The 15,750-nt window shown below is 62.4% G+C and carries 17 protein-coding genes; 10 read left to right on the top strand and 7 right to left on the bottom strand.

Annotated features, from left to right (window positions below; genetic code table 11):
- Positions 1-103 precede the first annotated feature (103 nt).
- Both ACVW1B_RS06480 and ACVW1B_RS06475 read right to left on the bottom strand, forming a co-directional pair.
- Positions 104-772, bottom strand: coding sequence for a hypothetical protein (locus tag ACVW1B_RS06480; protein ID WP_225163358.1), 669 nt, complete (start codon positions 770-772; stop codon positions 104-106).
- A gap of 106 nt (positions 773-878) precedes the next feature.
- A complete protein-coding gene (locus ACVW1B_RS06475; protein WP_456781163.1) occupies positions 879-1,265 on the bottom strand; it encodes a helix-turn-helix domain-containing protein in 387 nt (128 codons plus the stop codon).
- Positions 1,266-1,470: 205 nt separating this feature from the next.
- Between ACVW1B_RS06475 and ACVW1B_RS06470 the strand changes: the two genes are divergently transcribed.
- Positions 1,471-2,523: a helix-turn-helix domain-containing protein gene (locus tag ACVW1B_RS06470; protein ID WP_456781164.1), complete on the top strand. Its 1,053-nt coding sequence runs from the start codon at positions 1,471-1,473 to the stop codon at positions 2,521-2,523.
- 62 nt (positions 2,524-2,585) lie between these two features.
- On the top strand, positions 2,586-3,452 hold the full coding sequence (locus tag ACVW1B_RS06465) for a hypothetical protein (protein WP_456823005.1): 867 nt from the start codon (positions 2,586-2,588) through the stop codon (positions 3,450-3,452).
- 254 nt (positions 3,453-3,706) lie between these two features.
- Here ACVW1B_RS06465 and ACVW1B_RS06460 read toward each other — a convergent pair whose 3' ends face one another.
- Positions 3,707-4,198: a hypothetical protein gene (locus ACVW1B_RS06460; protein ID WP_456781165.1), complete on the bottom strand. Its 492-nt coding sequence runs from the start codon at positions 4,196-4,198 to the stop codon at positions 3,707-3,709.
- A 14-nt stretch (positions 4,199-4,212) separates the two neighbouring features.
- On the opposite strand from ACVW1B_RS06460, the gene ACVW1B_RS06455 reads away from it, so the two are divergent.
- Together ACVW1B_RS06455 and ACVW1B_RS06450 are read left to right on the top strand one after the other, a co-directional pair.
- Positions 4,213-4,659 carry a hypothetical protein gene (locus tag ACVW1B_RS06455; RefSeq protein ID WP_456821364.1) on the top strand — a complete coding sequence of 149 codons (447 nt, stop codon included), beginning with the start codon at positions 4,213-4,215 and terminating at the stop codon, positions 4,657-4,659.
- 166 nt (positions 4,660-4,825) lie between these two features.
- Positions 4,826-5,059, top strand: a complete 234-nt coding sequence (locus tag ACVW1B_RS06450; RefSeq protein ID WP_028331701.1) for a hypothetical protein — start codon at positions 4,826-4,828, stop codon at positions 5,057-5,059.
- 78 nt (positions 5,060-5,137) lie between these two features.
- Here the strand turns inward: ACVW1B_RS06450 and cax are convergent, their stop codons facing one another.
- Positions 5,138-6,241, bottom strand: a complete 1,104-nt coding sequence (gene cax / locus ACVW1B_RS06445; RefSeq protein WP_225163363.1) for a calcium/proton exchanger — start codon at positions 6,239-6,241, stop codon at positions 5,138-5,140.
- Positions 6,242-6,644: 403 nt separating this feature from the next.
- On the opposite strand from cax, the gene ACVW1B_RS06440 reads away from it, so the two are divergent.
- Positions 6,645-7,019, top strand: a complete 375-nt coding sequence (locus ACVW1B_RS06440; protein WP_411782445.1) for a Spy/CpxP family protein refolding chaperone — start codon at positions 6,645-6,647, stop codon at positions 7,017-7,019.
- A gap of 180 nt (positions 7,020-7,199) precedes the next feature.
- Here ACVW1B_RS06440 and ACVW1B_RS06435 read toward each other — a convergent pair whose 3' ends face one another.
- Positions 7,200-7,607 (bottom strand): GFA family protein, encoded by a 408-nt coding sequence (locus ACVW1B_RS06435; protein ID WP_076833057.1) that lies wholly within the window; start codon positions 7,605-7,607, stop codon positions 7,200-7,202.
- A gap of 249 nt (positions 7,608-7,856) precedes the next feature.
- Here ACVW1B_RS06435 and ACVW1B_RS06430 point away from each other — a divergent pair, with 249 nt between their 5' ends.
- From ACVW1B_RS06430 to ACVW1B_RS06415, 4 genes are all read left to right on the top strand, one after another.
- Complete coding sequence (locus tag ACVW1B_RS06430; protein ID WP_456821363.1) at positions 7,857-8,810, top strand: metallophosphoesterase family protein; 954 nt, start codon at positions 7,857-7,859, stop codon at positions 8,808-8,810.
- 12 nt (positions 8,811-8,822) lie between these two features.
- Positions 8,823-9,146, top strand: a complete 324-nt coding sequence (locus ACVW1B_RS06425; RefSeq protein ID WP_028338682.1) for a cupredoxin domain-containing protein — start codon at positions 8,823-8,825, stop codon at positions 9,144-9,146.
- A 94-nt stretch (positions 9,147-9,240) separates the two neighbouring features.
- The gene (locus ACVW1B_RS06420; protein ID WP_456821362.1) at positions 9,241-9,798 is read left to right on the top strand and encodes a sigma-70 family RNA polymerase sigma factor; all 558 of its coding nucleotides are present in this window, start codon (positions 9,241-9,243) and stop codon (positions 9,796-9,798) included.
- A complete protein-coding gene (locus ACVW1B_RS06415) occupies positions 9,795-10,565 on the top strand; it encodes an anti-sigma factor family protein (RefSeq protein ID WP_057015688.1) in 771 nt (256 codons plus the stop codon). The genes ACVW1B_RS06420 and ACVW1B_RS06415 overlap by 4 nt, the downstream gene beginning before the upstream one ends.
- A gap of 102 nt (positions 10,566-10,667) precedes the next feature.
- Here ACVW1B_RS06415 and hpnO read toward each other — a convergent pair whose 3' ends face one another.
- A complete protein-coding gene (hpnO, locus tag ACVW1B_RS06410; protein WP_050387129.1) occupies positions 10,668-12,059 on the bottom strand; it encodes an aminobacteriohopanetriol synthase HpnO in 1,392 nt (463 codons plus the stop codon).
- Between the two features lie 102 nt (positions 12,060-12,161).
- Here hpnO and ACVW1B_RS06405 point away from each other — a divergent pair, with 102 nt between their 5' ends.
- A complete protein-coding gene (locus ACVW1B_RS06405; protein ID WP_057015690.1) occupies positions 12,162-12,791 on the top strand; it encodes a DUF2147 domain-containing protein in 630 nt (209 codons plus the stop codon).
- A gap of 86 nt (positions 12,792-12,877) precedes the next feature.
- Here ACVW1B_RS06405 and hpnN read toward each other — a convergent pair whose 3' ends face one another.
- The gene (gene hpnN, locus ACVW1B_RS06400) at positions 12,878-15,490 is read right to left on the bottom strand and encodes a hopanoid transporter HpnN (protein WP_310880720.1); all 2,613 of its coding nucleotides are present in this window, start codon (positions 15,488-15,490) and stop codon (positions 12,878-12,880) included.
- Between the last annotated feature and the right edge of the window lie 260 nt (positions 15,491-15,750).

Genomic DNA, 15,750 nt, shown 5'->3' with positions numbered 1-15,750 from the left:
GGTTCGTCTCATGATGCTCTCCTGTGAGCTCGCGTGCCCGGCTTAGATCGCGGCCGATCTTCCACCTGTCGGCCCAGCGGCTTCGACGCGACGGTCGCGTTGCTCAGTAACAAGGCGGATAAGGATAGTATCCGCATCGGGGGGCATAGTACGGATAGGCTGCCGCAGCTCCAAGTGCGGCCGCACCCGCGACTGCAGCGCCGCGGTAGTAAGCACCTCGCCAGGCGGTGCGGCGGGCAACGCCGGCAAAAGACAGCGGCGTGAATGGACGACCGATGATGTCGATAAAGATCGACGCCGGTCCATCAGCCCCCGCAAGGTCGCCTTCGAGCATATCGACATCGAAAGTCAGCCTGTCGCCTTCGAGCTTGGGCGATTTCAAGACGACGACGGCGTCCGCTACCGATGATCCGTCTTTCCTGAACCCGGACACCGTGGCGTTTGGAGGGTCCTTTGCGAAATTGTCACTGCCATTGCCCCAATCCTCGACAATGCGCGATGTGAGATCATGACCGGCTGCCCTCACGGGCCGATCGGCGAACACGATCGCATTCGGTGAAACCCCCGTCAGCACAAGCTTCCCGTCCTTCAAGCTCGCACCGCGCGAGTTGAGGACGAAGAGCGATGGCACGACTTCCGGCTTTGCCTGACCTATCGACTTCTCGAGCGGTACGTGTGGTTTGTTCTCGGGTGCAGTTTGGGAAAGCACCTTATGGGGAGCGGCAATCAATCCGGCGACGCAAAATACCAACAGAGCTGAGCGAAGGGTCATGTTTGTTATTCCTTTGGGGAGCGCAATCTCGGCAATCAGCTTCGCTAAGCATTTCGCGCCAATTCAAATCGCGCGTCTTGCCATTTCGCGCCAATGATCGGAATTGTCATGGCCCAGCGGCGTGGGATCTCTTGCGATGGCCCGCTTGGCCCTGCCGATCGGCAAGTTGCCGCTGCCTGTAAACGATAGGTTGGATTTTCATCAAACGCACGAACCTGCGGCTGAAGCTGCTGGCGTTGCTGTAGCCGACGAATTTCGCGATTTCCGACAGCCGCTTGCTTGAGTCTGCGAGCAAGCAGCAAGCGATGTTCAAGCGAACTTCCGCAAGCATTTCGCTGTGGCTGGTGCCCAGGCGACCAAGGTGTCGCTGCAACGTGCGCGAGCTGATCTTGAGGGCGTGAGCGGTGCTATCAAGAGTTGCGTCACCGTGTCGCAGCGACGCGACAATGACTGCGCGGACCGCCTGGGCTGAAGGCAATCGGACAGCTCTCATCGGTTGGTTTGAGGCGTGAAGCCCGTGCTCCTGCAAGAGAAACGACGCTTCAAGATAAAGCAGCTTCGTCCACCGATCTGGCCATCAGCCGCCAAAACTTTCGCCAATCGGAATTCGTCGCAGCAGGTTTCGCGATAAAGACAACGCAAGACGAGTTCCGGCCTGCTAAGCTGCGATCGCGGCAAAACTTCTTGGGTAGGTAGTAATGACCGTCATTCCATTGACCCGTTGTCAATTTCTGATCCCGTTCGCTGAGCTCCATTCTGAAATAGGCGGCCCGACGGCAGCACTTCTCGCCAGATTTCAACTCCCGACGTCCTTTGAAGAAAAAGCGGATCATTACGTGCCTTTGCTGCCGGCGGTTCGGTTCGCGACGGCCGCTCAGCAAAAGCAGGGCCTATCGGAAATTGCCTTTCGCGCAGCCCAACGACTCTCGTTCGAACATTTGAGCGAAGCCATGCGGGCGCGGGTGCGCCATGCGCCAACGCTTCTGGTTGCCCTGCAGCAAATATGCCGGTGGGCGCCGTGCGAAGATACGATCCTCCAACTATGGCTCGAGCCAAGCGGCGAGAGTTTGAAGATTTGCAGCAAGCTTATTGGAACGGAGGGCATTTCCCATCTTGAGATATCCCAGTGGCTTCAGAACATATTCGTCCTGCACATCGTCCGTCAGTTCGCCGGGATCAGTTGGTCTCCGAGAGTGATTGCGTTTGAAGCACTCTACACGCCGAGCCCGGAGGTCCAGTCGCATTGGCCGAACACGCGCTTCATGTCGGGTCAAAAGGCGTCATGGATCGAAGTGCCGGTAGAACTCCTCAGTCTTGCAAATCCCGCAAGCGACGTTCGGCCGACGCCCGCCGATCACGAGCCGCAGTCATTCGGAAAGGACGTCGTCAGCGCACTGAAGCTAAGCTTGCCCTCCTACCTTGATCAAGGAGGCCTGACGATCATGCAGGCCGCCGAGATGATGGGCGTGAGCACCAGGAGTCTGCAGCGGAGGCTTTCGCTCGCTGGTCTGACATATTCGGGTCTGCTTGAGCAGGCTCGCTTCAACAATGCGGCCAAGCTTCTGGGCCGCACAGAAATCAAGATCATCGACGTTGCATTCTCGTCGGGCTATGCCGACCCTGCCCACTTCACGCGGGCTTTCCGCCGGATTTCCGGCTGCACCCCACGGGAGTTTCGGCAGAGGTCGAGGAACGGACAAGCCACGATCGATCGGCCTGCCTCCCGATCCAATGGCAATCGCCGCGCCTAGGGAAGGTTCTCGCCTTGAACGCGCCGCCACGTAACAACGCGGGGCTCCTGGCTCCCGGATCGATCTTGAGCGCGGCATTGTGCGCGCTGCTCATCGCCGTCCCGGTTGCGCAGGCCTTTGCCGCAAACGATGATGGCCTTGCCAATGCTTCGGTGCCGACGATCTATCTCGACCTCAGGACGATCTACGCACAGGTTCCGGCAGGATCGCTCGCGTTCGGCTTTGGCCATCCGACGCTGTTCAATACGCAGACGCTTGCGACATCAGGCGGCGCGGCATCTCCGGTCGGCCTGCCAGCAGCGAAATCCCTCAATATGGATTTTCCGCTGACGGTCGATGTCACCGAGAGCGCCTCGCTCTATGCCGGCGTCTCCGGCAGTTCGACGAGCTTTGGAAGCTCCGGCTTTTCGTCCCTTCAAATCACAAGCTGGAACATCGGCTTCCAGGCCGACCTTTACGAGCAGAACGGTGGAACCTTTCCTACCGTGACGCTGCAGTCGACTATCACAAAGTCGATTCCCGATGGTCCACTGAGCACAACCTCCTTCAACCGCATTCTCGAATTTGACTATGCGCTCGATTCCGATGAGACCAGAGGCTTCCTCAGCGGTTTCCAATACACGCGAACCGACGTCGACGGTGCGCTGGGAAGGATCAACCCCAACACGATTGCCTATGTCGGCGGCTACTATCAATGGCCGAACAATTGGAAATTTACCGGCCGCGTGGGCGTGCAATCCTTCGAGGGCGCGCAGCTTCTGAACCTCGCATCGATTCAGCCCTTTGCGCAACCGATCGTGCGGTTCGATCTCGACCGCGTGGACGATAATGACAACCGACTGTTTGGCGTCACAGCCGAAATCATGTGGGTGCCGAAACCGGCCTATCAACTGACGTTCAGAACGCCTCTGTATGCCGTCAAGAACTAGCCGGCGCCCCGGCCGCCCGAGCAAGCAAGCACCGAGACCATCCGACGAGGGTGCGAGCGACCCGCCCCCGACCGTGCTCCTACGACAGGTAGTTCTGCTCCGGTCACTTTGACTGCGTCCTCTGCGGCCATCACCGGGTCGGCCATCGGCGCGCCGGGATGCTGCGCCAATCGGTGCAGTGACACGGCCAAACAGTCATGGCGTCAGCCGTTGCCTCAGAAACCGAAGCGCGCTCGCGGCAACCAATCGTCCGGCTATTGTTGATCGTCGAACAGCTTCGCCGAGGAGACCGGCGCGCGCACCGGCTGGATCGTCAGCCGATAGGCGATTAGGTTGGTGCCATCGAAGGCCTCGAGCAAGTAGTCGCAAACGGGACAGCGATACTCACCTTTGGTGCCAGGTTCGGACCATAGCTCCAACCGCCGGAAACCTGCGCCACAGCACGCGCACGTCACATCCGCTTTGCGCACGTTGATCCTCTTGGCTGCGTTCCGCAGGACGTAAAAACACCAGGTGAACTCGGCAATGAAACGATGGCTGTCGCCTGACTGAGGCGAAAAGCAAATGCCATGGAACTCACGTTCGCATTCCAGGCAAGATGCTTCGGCAGCAAAGTACAGATTGTGCCTGGGGTTGATGACAGCTGCCTGACCCTTTTGGAATGCGCGCCCTGCTGCATTCCGTTGATCTACGTCAATCTCGCGAGGCGAAATTGTCGCAGTGTCGCCGTTCGCAAATTGTCCCATAGGGAGGACACGCCATGCTTCGTTGCATCCTCGCCGCTCTGGCGGCTCTGGTTCTCGTCGCTGTCTGCCTGATTCCTGATGACGCCTATGCCCGTCGCGGAGGAGGCGGCGGCTTCCGCGGCGGCGGAGGCGGCTTTCACGGCGGCGGGATGCGTGGCGGTGGCATGCATGTAGGCGGCGGAAGAGTTCACGGTGGAGGATATCGCGTTGCCGGCCGTCCAGGTGGCCGACCGATTGCAGGGCGTCCGGGCTATCCCGGTCGACCGATTGCAGGGCGCCCTGGCCGCCCGGTCGCCGGCTATGCCGGCTACGGCAGAGGCTACTATCGGCCGGGCTGGGGTTATGGTGCTGCCGCCGTCGGCGCTGCAGCCGCAGCCGGCGCGTATGGCGCCTATGGCTACTACGGCAACCAAAGCTGCTACTACAATGAATACGGGCAAATGGTCTGCCCGCAGTATTGATCCGGCTGAGCTGCAATGGATGGACATGCGGTTGCACCGCACCGGCTCGCTGTCGAGCTTCGGTCAGGCATCGGCATGTCCATTTTGAATGGATCGATCGCAAAGAGACGCCATGATCGCTATCGTGGCGGTCCCTTGAATTTTGCTTTTCCAAGGAGACGGCTCGATGGAGTACGACGCCTTCACCGACGCGAGCCTTAAGATGATGTACGAGGCTGTTCGCGGCGCGCTCGAAGCCGACGATGAGTTCGAGGCAAACGGTGAAGATCCAAAATTCCGGGTCCGGTCGACGGCCGAATGGAAGCGGCATGCCAGCAATCTTGAGGCCGAGATTCTGAAACGGGGGCTCCAGATCGACATCATCGACTGGACGCGCGGTCAGAGCGAGCTACCGCTCTAAAGCCATCAGGGGTCCGCGTGAACGCGACGAAGAACACGCGCCCTCGTCCGGATTGGTGCCGGCAACGCTCGCCGTTGATCAAACCGGGCCGTGCGATCCAGGTGGCACCATGTACAGGGTCATGGCGAAAATCACATAGATGAGCACGAGCAAGGCGCCGATAAACCATGCCGACCGTCCGCTGTTGGTGATGAAGCAGGACGTCACGGAGGCGATCATGACCATCGTCACGGCGCCCGGCCAGAACTGCAAATCCATCGGCTTCGGACCGACGACGTAGCTCAGAAGCACCAGCGCCGGCGCGACAAACAAGGCGATTTGAGACGCGCTGCCGAGCGCGATGCTAACGCTCATATCGAGACGGTTCTTGCGCGCCGCAGAAAACGCGACCGCCATTTCTGCCGCGGCGCCGACCAGCGCGACGATGATGAAACCGACGAACGCCGGGCTCAATCCCAGCGTCTCGCCCGCTTTCTGCACCGAGCTAACGAATATTTCGCTGACCAGTGCAACCAGCACCGTGACGACGAGAAGGGTGCCTAACGCAAGTCCGATCGGCCAGCCGGCGCCGCCGGTTTCGCCATGCTCCTCGCTTGCGAACAGCTCCTTGTGTGTCTTGAGCGAGAACAGCAAGCCGAGCCCATAGGCGCATATCAGCAGCACAGCGAGGCCCGTACTGAGAGCCAGCGCCATGGCCTCGCCGCGCGCCGGATCGAGGTCGGCAACAGCCGAGGGCGCAAGCAACGCAATCGTGGCCATCAGCAGCAGCGCTGCGTACATCCTCCCGCCGGCCCGATTATACTCCTGAACGTGATGGCGGAGCCCACCGAGCAGGAACGATGCGCCGAGCATGAAGAGTGAATTGGTGACGATCGCACCAGCGATCGATGCCTTGACCAGCATGTACTCTCCGGCATGCAGCGCAGCGATCGCGATGATCAGCTCGGTCAGATTGCCCAAAGTTGCGTTGAGCAGGCCTCCGACTGCGTCACCGGTTTTCTCTGCGACGCTCTCCGTCGCGTGGCTGAGAAGGGCGGCCAACGGCACGATGGCCAGGACGGCGAGCACAAACAGGGCGGTGTGGGCGGACGGAGCTGCCGTCTCGACCGCCAGCACGATCGGTACGAAGACCAGCATCCAGAGCAGTGGATTATGTCGAATTTCCTTGAGCAGAAGGTGCATGGTGCAGCCCGGTCGAAATGAGTTCGACGGCAGTTTCTGAACACCGCAGGCAGCGTAACCTTGATCTAGCTCAACAATCCAGCGCCGCCGTCGCGCCGGTCATGGCTTGAGCCGGACCAACCGATCCGGAGCCTCACGGAACTTCCCGAACGGTCAGAAGCGCGTCCATATTTTCCGGCTCCCTCTCCCGCTTGACCTAGATCAACCCGTGGCTGACGTGATTGTGGTTGCTCTCGCGGACATCCTTGATGACCAGCTCAGGAGCTTACAATGACGAGGAACGCAGCTGTCGCAGCGATTGCAATTTTTGGTGACGACCTCGTCTCTCGCGTTTGCAGCAGAGACATCCACGACGGTCGGAGCCGCGCAACCCAGTGCAGCCGATCTGAAGAGCCTGACGGACATGCGTGTCGGCATCGTCAAGGCCGCCTTGCAGCTGACACCCGATCAGGAGAAATACTGGCCGGCCATCGAGGATGCCATCCGTGCGCGAGCGAAAAACCGGCAGGCTCGGTTGGAGCGAATTGCCGAACTCCAGGAGAACGGACCGATGGAAGCCCTTGGTGGAAGCAATCCGGTCGAGATGATGCAACGCAGGGCCGACCGGCTGATTCAGCGCGGGACCGATCTCAAGAAGCTCTCCGATGCCTGGGAGCCGCTCTACAAGACATTGAGCGATGATCAGAAGCGAAGGATGGCATTCGTGTCGTTCGCCGTCATGCGCGGCGTGCGAAACGCGATCGAGCAGCGTGGCGGTCCGGACGACGAAGACGAATAAGGCCAAGCGCACGCAGGCGAACAGCTGCGCGCTGGTTTGTGCGTGAAATGGACGCTCGACCAACGCGAGCGTCACGCGCAGCCGCCAAAAAGGAAAACGCCGTATTGCAACCGTCCATCTATGTTGCGGGCGCGGCGCGCATAGCCGCGTCGCCGGAAAGCGCCGCGTTCATCAACCCGGTCATTCCGGCGGCGGAAACCGGTCGAAGGTCGGCAGCTCATGCGCATCCTCCATCCAGCGCAGCCGCTCCGCGACCTGGATATGCATCGTGGCCGGCACCGCGTCGGGATCGTCATAGGTGCCGCTCTGGATGTCGATGAACCCGGGTAGCATGTTGCCATTGGTATAGAAAAGTCCGCTGCCGCAGTTCGCGCAGAAGTGCCGCCGGCCATGCTCCGAGGATCGGTAGATCCTGGGCTGCCCCTTGGTCACCTTGACCATGTCCTCGGCAACCATGATCCAGCCAACCATCGGCGCGCCGGCGTGGCGCCGGCAATCGGTGCAGTGGCACAAAGCATGGACGACCGGTTCGCCGGTCACCTCGTAACGGATCTCGCCGCAGTGACAGCCGCCGGTGACGTCAGCCATGTTTTCCTCCGCTCGATCAGTGGTTTGCCGGATCGATAACGCTGCGAGCAGCAATGCTTCAATTGCGCATCTTGCCCTTGCGTCGAGCTGTCGCGCGGTCCCCTGCGCCTGCCGATCATGCGGGCCGGCGTCGCACCTCACGAAATCGTCATCCCTGCCCTCGGCCCCGCCCAGGCCTCGGGAATAAAGCCCCAGCCCCGCCGATCACCTCCCCGGAAACCCAATCCCTGGGCCCACGGGAGACTTGCCATGAGCGGACACGATCACGACCGTCGCGATGAGGAAAAAGGCGTCAGCCGACGCAAGGTGCTGGAATGCATGACCTGGGCCGGCACCGGCGTGCTGTGGACCGTCACCGGCGGCGTGCCGCATTCGCTCGGCATCGTCGGCTCGGCCGCGGCTGCGGAAGCTGCGCCCGGCATGACCTTCATGCAGATCAGCGACAGTCATGTCGGCTTCGACAAGCCGGCCAACCCGAACGCCATCGGCACGCTGGAAGAGGCCATCAACAAGGTCCGGGCGATGCAGGTCAAGCCGTCCTTCATGATCCACACCGGCGACATCACGCATCTGTCGAAGGCATCCGAATTCGATGACGCCGATCGCATCATCTCGCAGGCCAAGCTCGACGTGCACTACGTGCCGGGCGAGCACGATTTCATCGACGAGGAGGTCAAGCTCTACAAGGAGCGCTACGGCCGCGGCACCAAGGGTCCGGGCTACTATTCGTTCGATGCCGGCGGCGTGCATTTCATCGGCCTCGTCAACGTCGTCGACCTCAAGGGCGGCGGCCTCGGCAATCTCGGCAACGAGCAGCTCGAATGGCTGGAGAACGACCTCAAGGTCCGCTCGAAGTCGACGCCGATCGTGCTGTTCGCCCACATCCCGCTGTGGACGGTCTATCCGCAATGGGGCTGGGGCACCGAGGACGGCGCCCGTGCGCTGGAATACGTCAAGGGCTTCGGCTCGGTCACAGTGCTCAACGGCCACATCCACCAGGTGATGCAGAAGGTCGAGGGCAACGTCACCTTCCACACCGCGCGTTCGACCGCCTTCCCGCAGCCGGCGCCGGGCTCCGCCCCCTCGCCCGGCCCGATGAAGGTGGAGGATGCCAAGCTGCGCAGCATGCTCGGCGTCGCCAGCATCAACTTCAAGCAGAACAGCCAGCCGCTGGCGATCATCGACACGCCGCTGCAAGGCTGAGGGACAAGACCGATGAGTTCGATCAATCGACGCGACTTCGGGATCGCCGTGGTCGCGACCATGCTGCTGCCGGTCACGGCGGCCCGCGCCGAAGATACCGCGGTTCACATCGACAACTTCTCGTTCACCCCGCCCCAGCTTGACGTGAAGGTCGGCACGACCGTGACCTGGACCAACCGCGACGACATCCCGCACACCGTGGTGTGCGCGGGCAAATTCCGCTCCAAGACCATGGATACCGACGGCACCTTCTCCTTCACCTTCACGGAGCCCGGCGAGTACAAGTATTTCTGCTCGCTGCATCCGCACATGACAGGCAGTGTCAAGGTTGGGTAACGTGACAACCCATACAATCACAACCATGCCCGGCCGGTGGCCCTCCGCTCCCGGCCGGGCACGAGCCGTCTCTCGACATGCCGGGCAGGACACGATGGTTGTCAACGCGTCGCAAGACGATCCCGAAAAGGCGCGGCGCTTCCGCGAGGCCGCGCTGCCGTACCTTGACGACGCCTATACGCTGGCCCGCTATCTGCTGCGCGATACCGCCGACGCCGAGGATGCGGTGCAGGAATGCTATCTGCGCGCCTACAAGCATTTCGACAGCTACCGCGGACCTGCGATGAAGCCGTGGCTGTTCGCGATCCTGCGCAATGTCTGCCGGGCCGAATATGCAAGGCGCAAGACCGCCCCGACCGCGGTCGAGGAGTTGCCCGAAGGCGGCGAGCAGACCCCACTGTGGAATGAAGCCCCGGAGACCCCGGAAAAGCAGCTGCTGCGCCGCTTCGACGGCGAGACCGTGCGCAAGCTGGTCGCGGCGCTTGCCGAGCCGTTCCGCGAGACCTTCGTTCTCAGGGAAATCCAGAATCTTTCATACCGCGAGATCGCCGATGTCGCCGCCGTGCCGGTCGGCACCGTGATGTCCCGCCTCGCGCGCGCCCGCGCCATGCTGCGATCGGCCTGGCTTGCGGAACAGGAGCAAGCGAAATGACCTGCGAGGAAGCCGAAGTGCTGATCCACGCGCTGATCGACGGCGAACTCGACGCCGGCCATGCGCGCGAAGTGGAAGTCCATGTCGAGGGGTGCGCGCATTGTGCCGCGCTCATGAAGGAGTATCAGGAGATCCGCCAGGCGATCGCCGAGAGCGATTTGCGCTACAAGGCGCCGCTCGAGCTGCGCCGCAAGATCGAGAAGTCACTGCCGCAACCGCAAGCGCAGGCGGCGCCGACCCGGCGCTCGGTGCTGCGCGGCTTCGCGCTGGGCTCCGCGGTGTCGGCGATGGCAGCGACCGGCCTTGTCGCGATCGTGCTGCGCAACGATGACGAGCAGCGCATCGAGAACGAGGTGGTGTCGGCGCATCTGCGTTCGCTGCAGGCCGGCCACCTCACCGACGTGATCTCGACGGATCAGCACACGGTCAAGCCCTGGTTCAACGGCAAGCTCGACGTCTCGCCGCCGGTGATCGATCTCACCGCGCAGGGCTTCACGCTGATCGGCGGCCGGCTCGACTACGTCAACGCCCGCGAGATCGGCGCCGTGGTCTACAAGCGGCGCCAGCACGTCATCAACCTGTTCGTGGCGCAGACCGCGAACACCGAACGCAAGGCGGCGAAGATCTCGACACTGCAGGGCTTCAACATCCGCCGCTGGAGCGACCGCGGCCTGAACTACTGGGCGGTCAGTGATCTCGGCGCCGACGAGCTGAGCGAGTTCGGCGACAAGTTCGAGGGCGCGATGCGCGCCAACAAGGAGGGGTGAAATCTTGTAGCCCGGATGCAGCGCAGCGCAATCCGGGAACGGTCTTGCCAGTTGTGAGAATCCCGGATTTCGCTTCGCTTCATCCGGGCTACATCGTGAGGCCTACGCCGACTTGCGCACCGCGTTGTCGACCAGCGTCTTGCCGAGCGACCAGATCGCGCCGGGCACCTTGTGGCTGCCGGCGATCACGTCGTCGAACGACTTCTCGATCCAGGTGCAGTCCGCTTCGGTGATCATGAGCGGCGGCAGCAGCTTGATGGTGTGGAGGCCGTGGCCGGCGACCTGGGTCAGGATCTTGTGATCCTTGAACAGCGGCACCGTGATCAGCTGGCAGAACAGGCCCTTGTTGGCGGTCTCCAGCAGATTCCACGACGCCTTGAGCCGCAGCGATTTCGGCGGACCGAACTCGACGCCGATCATCAGGCCCTTGCCGCGGACTTCCTTCATCAGCTCATAGCCGGGCACCATGCGCGTCAGCGCAAGACGGAGCTCGGCGCCGCGTTTGGCGGCGTTCTCGACAAGCTTCTCGGCCTTGATGACGTCGAGCGTGGCAATGCCGGCGGCCATCGCGAGATCGTTCTTGGCGAAGGTCGAGCCGTGCACCACCGCACGATCCATCTGGTTGAAGATCTTGTCGAAGATGTTCTTGCGCGTCAGCAGCGCGCCGATCGGCACGTGACCGCCGGACAGCGCCTTCGCCAGCAGCACCATGTCGGGCTCGATGCCCCAATGCTCGATCGCGAGGAATTTTCCGGTGCGGCCGATGCCGGTCTGGATCTCGTCGGCGATGAACAGCGTGCCGTACTTGCGGCACAGCGCCAGCGCGCCGGGCAGGAACTCGTCGGTGGGCATGTTGACGCCCTTGCCCTGGATCGGCTCGACGATGAACGCGCCGACCTGGCGCGACGACAGCGCCTTCTCCAGCGCCTCGAGATCGTTGAAGGGAATCGGGGTGCAGCCCGGCAGCAGCGGCTCGAATCCGCCGCGGAAATTCGAATCATCCGTCAGCGACAGCGCGCCGTAGGACAGGCCGTGGAACGAATGTCCGCAATAGACGATACCGGGGCGGCCGGTCGCGCCGCGCGCGAACTTGATCGCGGCTTCGACGGTTTCGGCGCCGGAATTGGCGAAAAAGACCTTGTCCAGATATGGAACATGTTCCAGAAGACGTTCCGCGAGCACGCCGGCGAGCGTCGAGACATCGAGCTGCACGAGATTGGGCAGATCGGCGTCGAGCACGCTCTTCAGCGCCTGGCGCAGGGCCGGATGATTGCGGCCAATCGCAAAAACGCCAAATCCGCTCAATAGATCAAGGTAACGAGCCCCCTGACGATCGAAGAGGTATTGGCCTTGCCCCTTCTGGAAGCCGACGTCGTAGCCGATGGTCTTGAGAACGCGAACGAGCTGCTCGTTGAGGTGACGCGTGTGCATGGCACCGCGCTGCCCCTCGCGCTCCACAAAAATCTCGGAAACGTCTAAATTGGAACTTACCATTCGTTACATACGTCGGTTGATGGCCATCTCGTCAACTTAAAACGCTCGCTAGCGGCGTTTTGACCCCCGCTCGGATCGTCCAGTTAAGCACAGGTTTGGACCATGTTGCACTGCCCAAGAACTTTCGCGCGTACAATAGCCTTTTCAGGTTTATTTTTGGCCACCGTATTATCACCGGCACTTGCAGCGGATCCGACCGGCGACTGGAAGGTCGCTGACGGTGTCGCCACCATCCGCGTCGCCCAGTGTAATGGCAACATGTGGGGTGCGGTGTCTTGGGAAAAAACCCCAGGCGGCAAGGATAAGAACAATCCTGATCCTGCGAAGCAGAGCAGGCCGACGCTCGGCATGCCGATCCTGATCGACATGAAGAAGAAGGCCGGCGCGGATGCGTGGGAAGGTCAGGTCTACAACGCCAAGGACGGACAGCTCTACAGCTCGACCATCAAGCCCGTCGGCACCGATCAGCTCGAGATCCAGGGCTGCGTGCTCGGCTTCCTGTGCGGCGGCGAGACCTGGACCCGCGTCGGTCCGCCGATTCCGGTGAGCGCCGCCGGCAGCCCGGCGGCGAAGGGCACCCAGCCCAAGTCAACAGCACCGCAGAAAACCACCGGTGCCGTGGCGCCGGCCACCAAGCCGGGGCAAAAGCAGGCCCCGGGCAATGCCAATGCGCAGGCTGACGCCGTGGGCGATATCTGCCTGCTCCCCGACATCGCGCGACCGACGCATTAGCGGAAACCTGCGGGAACACCGTCCGCTGACATCGCGGCTCGGCGGCGCCTGCCGCCAAGCCGGTTCGACAGCGAATCGCCAACGCGTCAGGTGACGTCGTTGGCGATGTCCTCCTCCTTGACCTCGCGCGGCTTGCCCATCAGCGCCGGCTGGAACAGCAACACCGCCGCGAGCGTGGTGACCAGCGAGAGCGCCAGCAGCTTGCCCATGCTGGCGGTGCCGGGATGGCTCGACAGCCACAGGCTGCCGAACGCGGTCGCCGTGGTCAGCGCGCTGAAAAAGATCGCGCGTGTCAGGCTCGACTGCAGCAGATTCGTCCTGCCCTGGCGCCACGCCGTGACATAGTAGATCTTGAACGCCACGCCGACGCCGAGCAGCAGCGGCAGCGCGACGATGTTGGCGAAGTTGAGCGGCAGCCCGATCAAGACGCAAATCTCCAGCGTGACGATGCCGGCGACGAGGAGCGGCACCAGCGTCATCAGCACGTCGACGACGCGGCGCAGCGTGAGCCACAGCAGCAGGCTGATCGTGACCAGCGCCAGAATGCCGGCGTGGATGAACGCCTTCACGATGACGTCGCCCGACTTCAGGATCGAGACCGGTCCGCCGATCGCGGTCGGCTCGGCGGCGAGCACGGCGTCGGCAAAGCGGCGCAGATTGTCGTTGTCGTTCGGATCGCCCTTCGGCTCCACCTCGACACGCATCAGGCCGTCCTTGGTCTTCCAGCTGTTGACGAGTTCCGGCGGCAGGTTCTGCAGCGTGACGGTCTGGGCCTGCAGCGTATTGCGGAGCTGATCGAACACGATCTTCATCGGCGCGACGAATGCGTCCTGCGCCTTGTCGCGGGTCGCCTCATTCGCATCGGCGAGCTTCTGCAGCGCGTCGGCGAGCCGGCGCGCGGCCAGCGCACCCGGCCCCTTGCCGTCGCCCGCGGTCTTGCGCAGGCCGTCGACCGAGCTCTTCAGCGACTCGACATTCTCCTGATCCGACGGCGCCGGATCGACCGAATCCGGGTTGAGCGCGGGGCCGAGCGTCTTGGCCGCCTGCGCGATCAGCTTCAGCTTGGCCGGCTGGTCGTCGGGCACGAAGCTGTCGAGCGACATCACGCGCGAGACTTCCGGCAGCTTCTCGAGCTTGGCCTCGATCTTCTTGGCGTCGGCTTCCGAGCGCGTCATCACATTGATCGCATTGGCGCCGGTGTTCGGATCCTTCCTCAGGTCGAGGAAGGTCGCGATCGATTCCACCTTGGAATTGCGCAGATTGATCGGGTTGAAGTCGAACTTCATGTAATGGAGCAGCGGCAGGCCCGCGACCGTGACCAGCAGCGTGCCGACGATGATCGGAACGCGATGCTTCTCCAGGAAGTTATCGAGCGGCGCCAGGAAGGCGTAGCCGACCGGCTCCTTCTCGCCGGGCGGATTGAGCAGATCGAGCAGCGCCGGCAGCACCGTGATGCTGGTGACGAACGCCACCAGCATGCCGGCGCCGGCGATCTTGCCGAGCTCCGAGATGCCCTTGTAGTCGGTCGGCAGGAAGCAGAGGAAACCGGCAGCGGTCGCCATCGCGGCGAGCGACAACGGCACCGCGGAGCGGCGCGCCGCGTTTTCCAGCGCCAGCGTCAGATTGTCGTTCTTGAAGCGCTCGGAGCGGTAGCGGACGCTGAACTGGATGCCGAAGTCGACCCCGAGGCCGATGAACAGCACGGCGAAGGCGATCGAGAGCAGGTTCAACGAGCCGACCATCATCAGGCCGACCGCCGTGGTGATGGCAAGCCCGATGAATAGGTTCACGAACACGGCGAAGATGATCTTGCCGGAATGCAGCGCCATCCAGAGGATGACCAGCACGATCACCACGGTGCCGATGCCGTTGGTGATCGCGCCGTCCTGCACGGTGGCGTATTCCTCGTTGGCGATCGGCACCGGTCCGGTCAGGCGAACGCGCGCGTGATATTCAGTCGGGAATTTCAGATCGGCCGCCGCCTGGCGGATCGCATCGGTCGCGGCCTTGCCCGGCTCCAGCGCCGAATAGTCGATGATCGGCTTGATCTCGATGAAGGCGCGCTTGTCCGAATCGGTCAGCGGCTTGTCGCTGGTGAGCTCGCGCCACGAGAAGGTCGCGTTGCCCTTGGCGAGGACGGTCTCGACCGTCTCGGAGATCAGGTTGAAGGGCGGCGCGGCATTGTCGAGCTTGACCTGCCCGCGCTTGACGCCGGCAAGGCCGGTCTCGAGCGCGCCGGTCAGGCCGCGTATCGAGGGATCGCCGGCCATGATCTCGATCAGAGGCGCGGCCGATTCGAGCTGGCCCGCGACCTTGCCGACCTCTTCGGTCGGCAGGAACAAGAGGCCGTTCTTCTCGAAGAATTCGCCGGAGCCGAGCGCGGTGATCGCTTCGAAGTTCTTCTTGTCGGCCTGCAGCTTCGCGGTGAGCGCCTTCGCGGCCGAGCTGGTCAGCTCCGGCGTCGCTGCCTCGACCACCGCCAGGATCAGCCGCTCGCGATCAAATGCTTCCTCGAACTGGTTGTCGCGCTTGCGCCAATCGAGATCCGGCGAGATCAGCTTGTTGATGTCGGTGTTGATCGAGAAGTTGCGGGCCGTGTAGAAGCCGGCGCCGATCGACAACAGGACAGAGATAATCACAACCGGAAGGGCAAAACGCGTACAGGTTCTAACAACGGAGACGACAATATTTGTCAGCACTTCGTTTCTTTCTATCTCGGGGAAGCATGGCCGAAAACGCCCGCTCTGTAGCGGAGTTCCCGGGACCGATCTAATGTTGTTTTGGTTATCTTCCTCGACGGGACGGCGAGGAGGTTCCAAACCACAGGAACGGCCACGAATGGCCGGTATAAACCGCATCAGTGGGCGATAAAGTGACGAACAAGTGAGGGAGACGGACGGTCGCAGGGGTCGAAACCCACACCATATTACCTCTAACGCCCCTCCTCCGTGACCACGCC

The sequence above is a fragment of the Bradyrhizobium sp. USDA 4502 genome (assembly GCF_054063355.1).
The sequence above is the reverse complement of the archived record's forward strand: the minus strand, read 5'-3'. Positions and strand labels throughout refer to the sequence as shown.

Excerpts from the sequence above, each read along its gene's own strand:
- ACVW1B_RS06460 (WP_456781165.1), bottom strand. The coding sequence starts at position 4,198 with ATGGGACAATTTGCGAACGGCGACACTGCGACAATTTCGCCTCGCGAG.
- hpnO (WP_050387129.1), bottom strand. The coding sequence starts at position 12,059 with ATGGTAAGTTCCAATTTAGACGTTTCCGAGATTTTTGTGGAGCGCGAG.
- ACVW1B_RS06480 (WP_225163358.1), bottom strand. The coding sequence starts at position 772 with ATGACCCTTCGCTCAGCTCTGTTGGTATTTTGCGTCGCCGGATTGATT.
- ACVW1B_RS06440 (WP_411782445.1), top strand. The coding sequence starts at position 6,645 with ATGCGTGTCGGCATCGTCAAGGCCGCCTTGCAGCTGACACCCGATCAG.
- ACVW1B_RS06475 (WP_456781163.1), bottom strand. The coding sequence starts at position 1,265 with ATGAGAGCTGTCCGATTGCCTTCAGCCCAGGCGGTCCGCGCAGTCATT.
- ACVW1B_RS06415 (WP_057015688.1), top strand. The coding sequence starts at position 9,795 with ATGACCTGCGAGGAAGCCGAAGTGCTGATCCACGCGCTGATCGACGGC.
- ACVW1B_RS06435 (WP_076833057.1), bottom strand. The coding sequence starts at position 7,607 with ATGGCTGACGTCACCGGCGGCTGTCACTGCGGCGAGATCCGTTACGAG.
- ACVW1B_RS06420 (WP_456821362.1), top strand. The coding sequence starts at position 9,241 with ATGGTTGTCAACGCGTCGCAAGACGATCCCGAAAAGGCGCGGCGCTTC.
- ACVW1B_RS06470 (WP_456781164.1), top strand. The coding sequence starts at position 1,471 with ATGACCGTCATTCCATTGACCCGTTGTCAATTTCTGATCCCGTTCGCT.
- ACVW1B_RS06405 (WP_057015690.1), top strand. The coding sequence starts at position 12,162 with ATGTTGCACTGCCCAAGAACTTTCGCGCGTACAATAGCCTTTTCAGGT.
- ACVW1B_RS06425 (WP_028338682.1), top strand. The coding sequence starts at position 8,823 with ATGAGTTCGATCAATCGACGCGACTTCGGGATCGCCGTGGTCGCGACC.
- ACVW1B_RS06455 (WP_456821364.1), top strand. The coding sequence starts at position 4,213 with ATGCTTCGTTGCATCCTCGCCGCTCTGGCGGCTCTGGTTCTCGTCGCT.
- ACVW1B_RS06450 (WP_028331701.1), top strand. The coding sequence starts at position 4,826 with ATGGAGTACGACGCCTTCACCGACGCGAGCCTTAAGATGATGTACGAG.
- ACVW1B_RS06430 (WP_456821363.1), top strand. The coding sequence starts at position 7,857 with ATGAGCGGACACGATCACGACCGTCGCGATGAGGAAAAAGGCGTCAGC.
- cax (WP_225163363.1), bottom strand. The coding sequence starts at position 6,241 with ATGCACCTTCTGCTCAAGGAAATTCGACATAATCCACTGCTCTGGATG.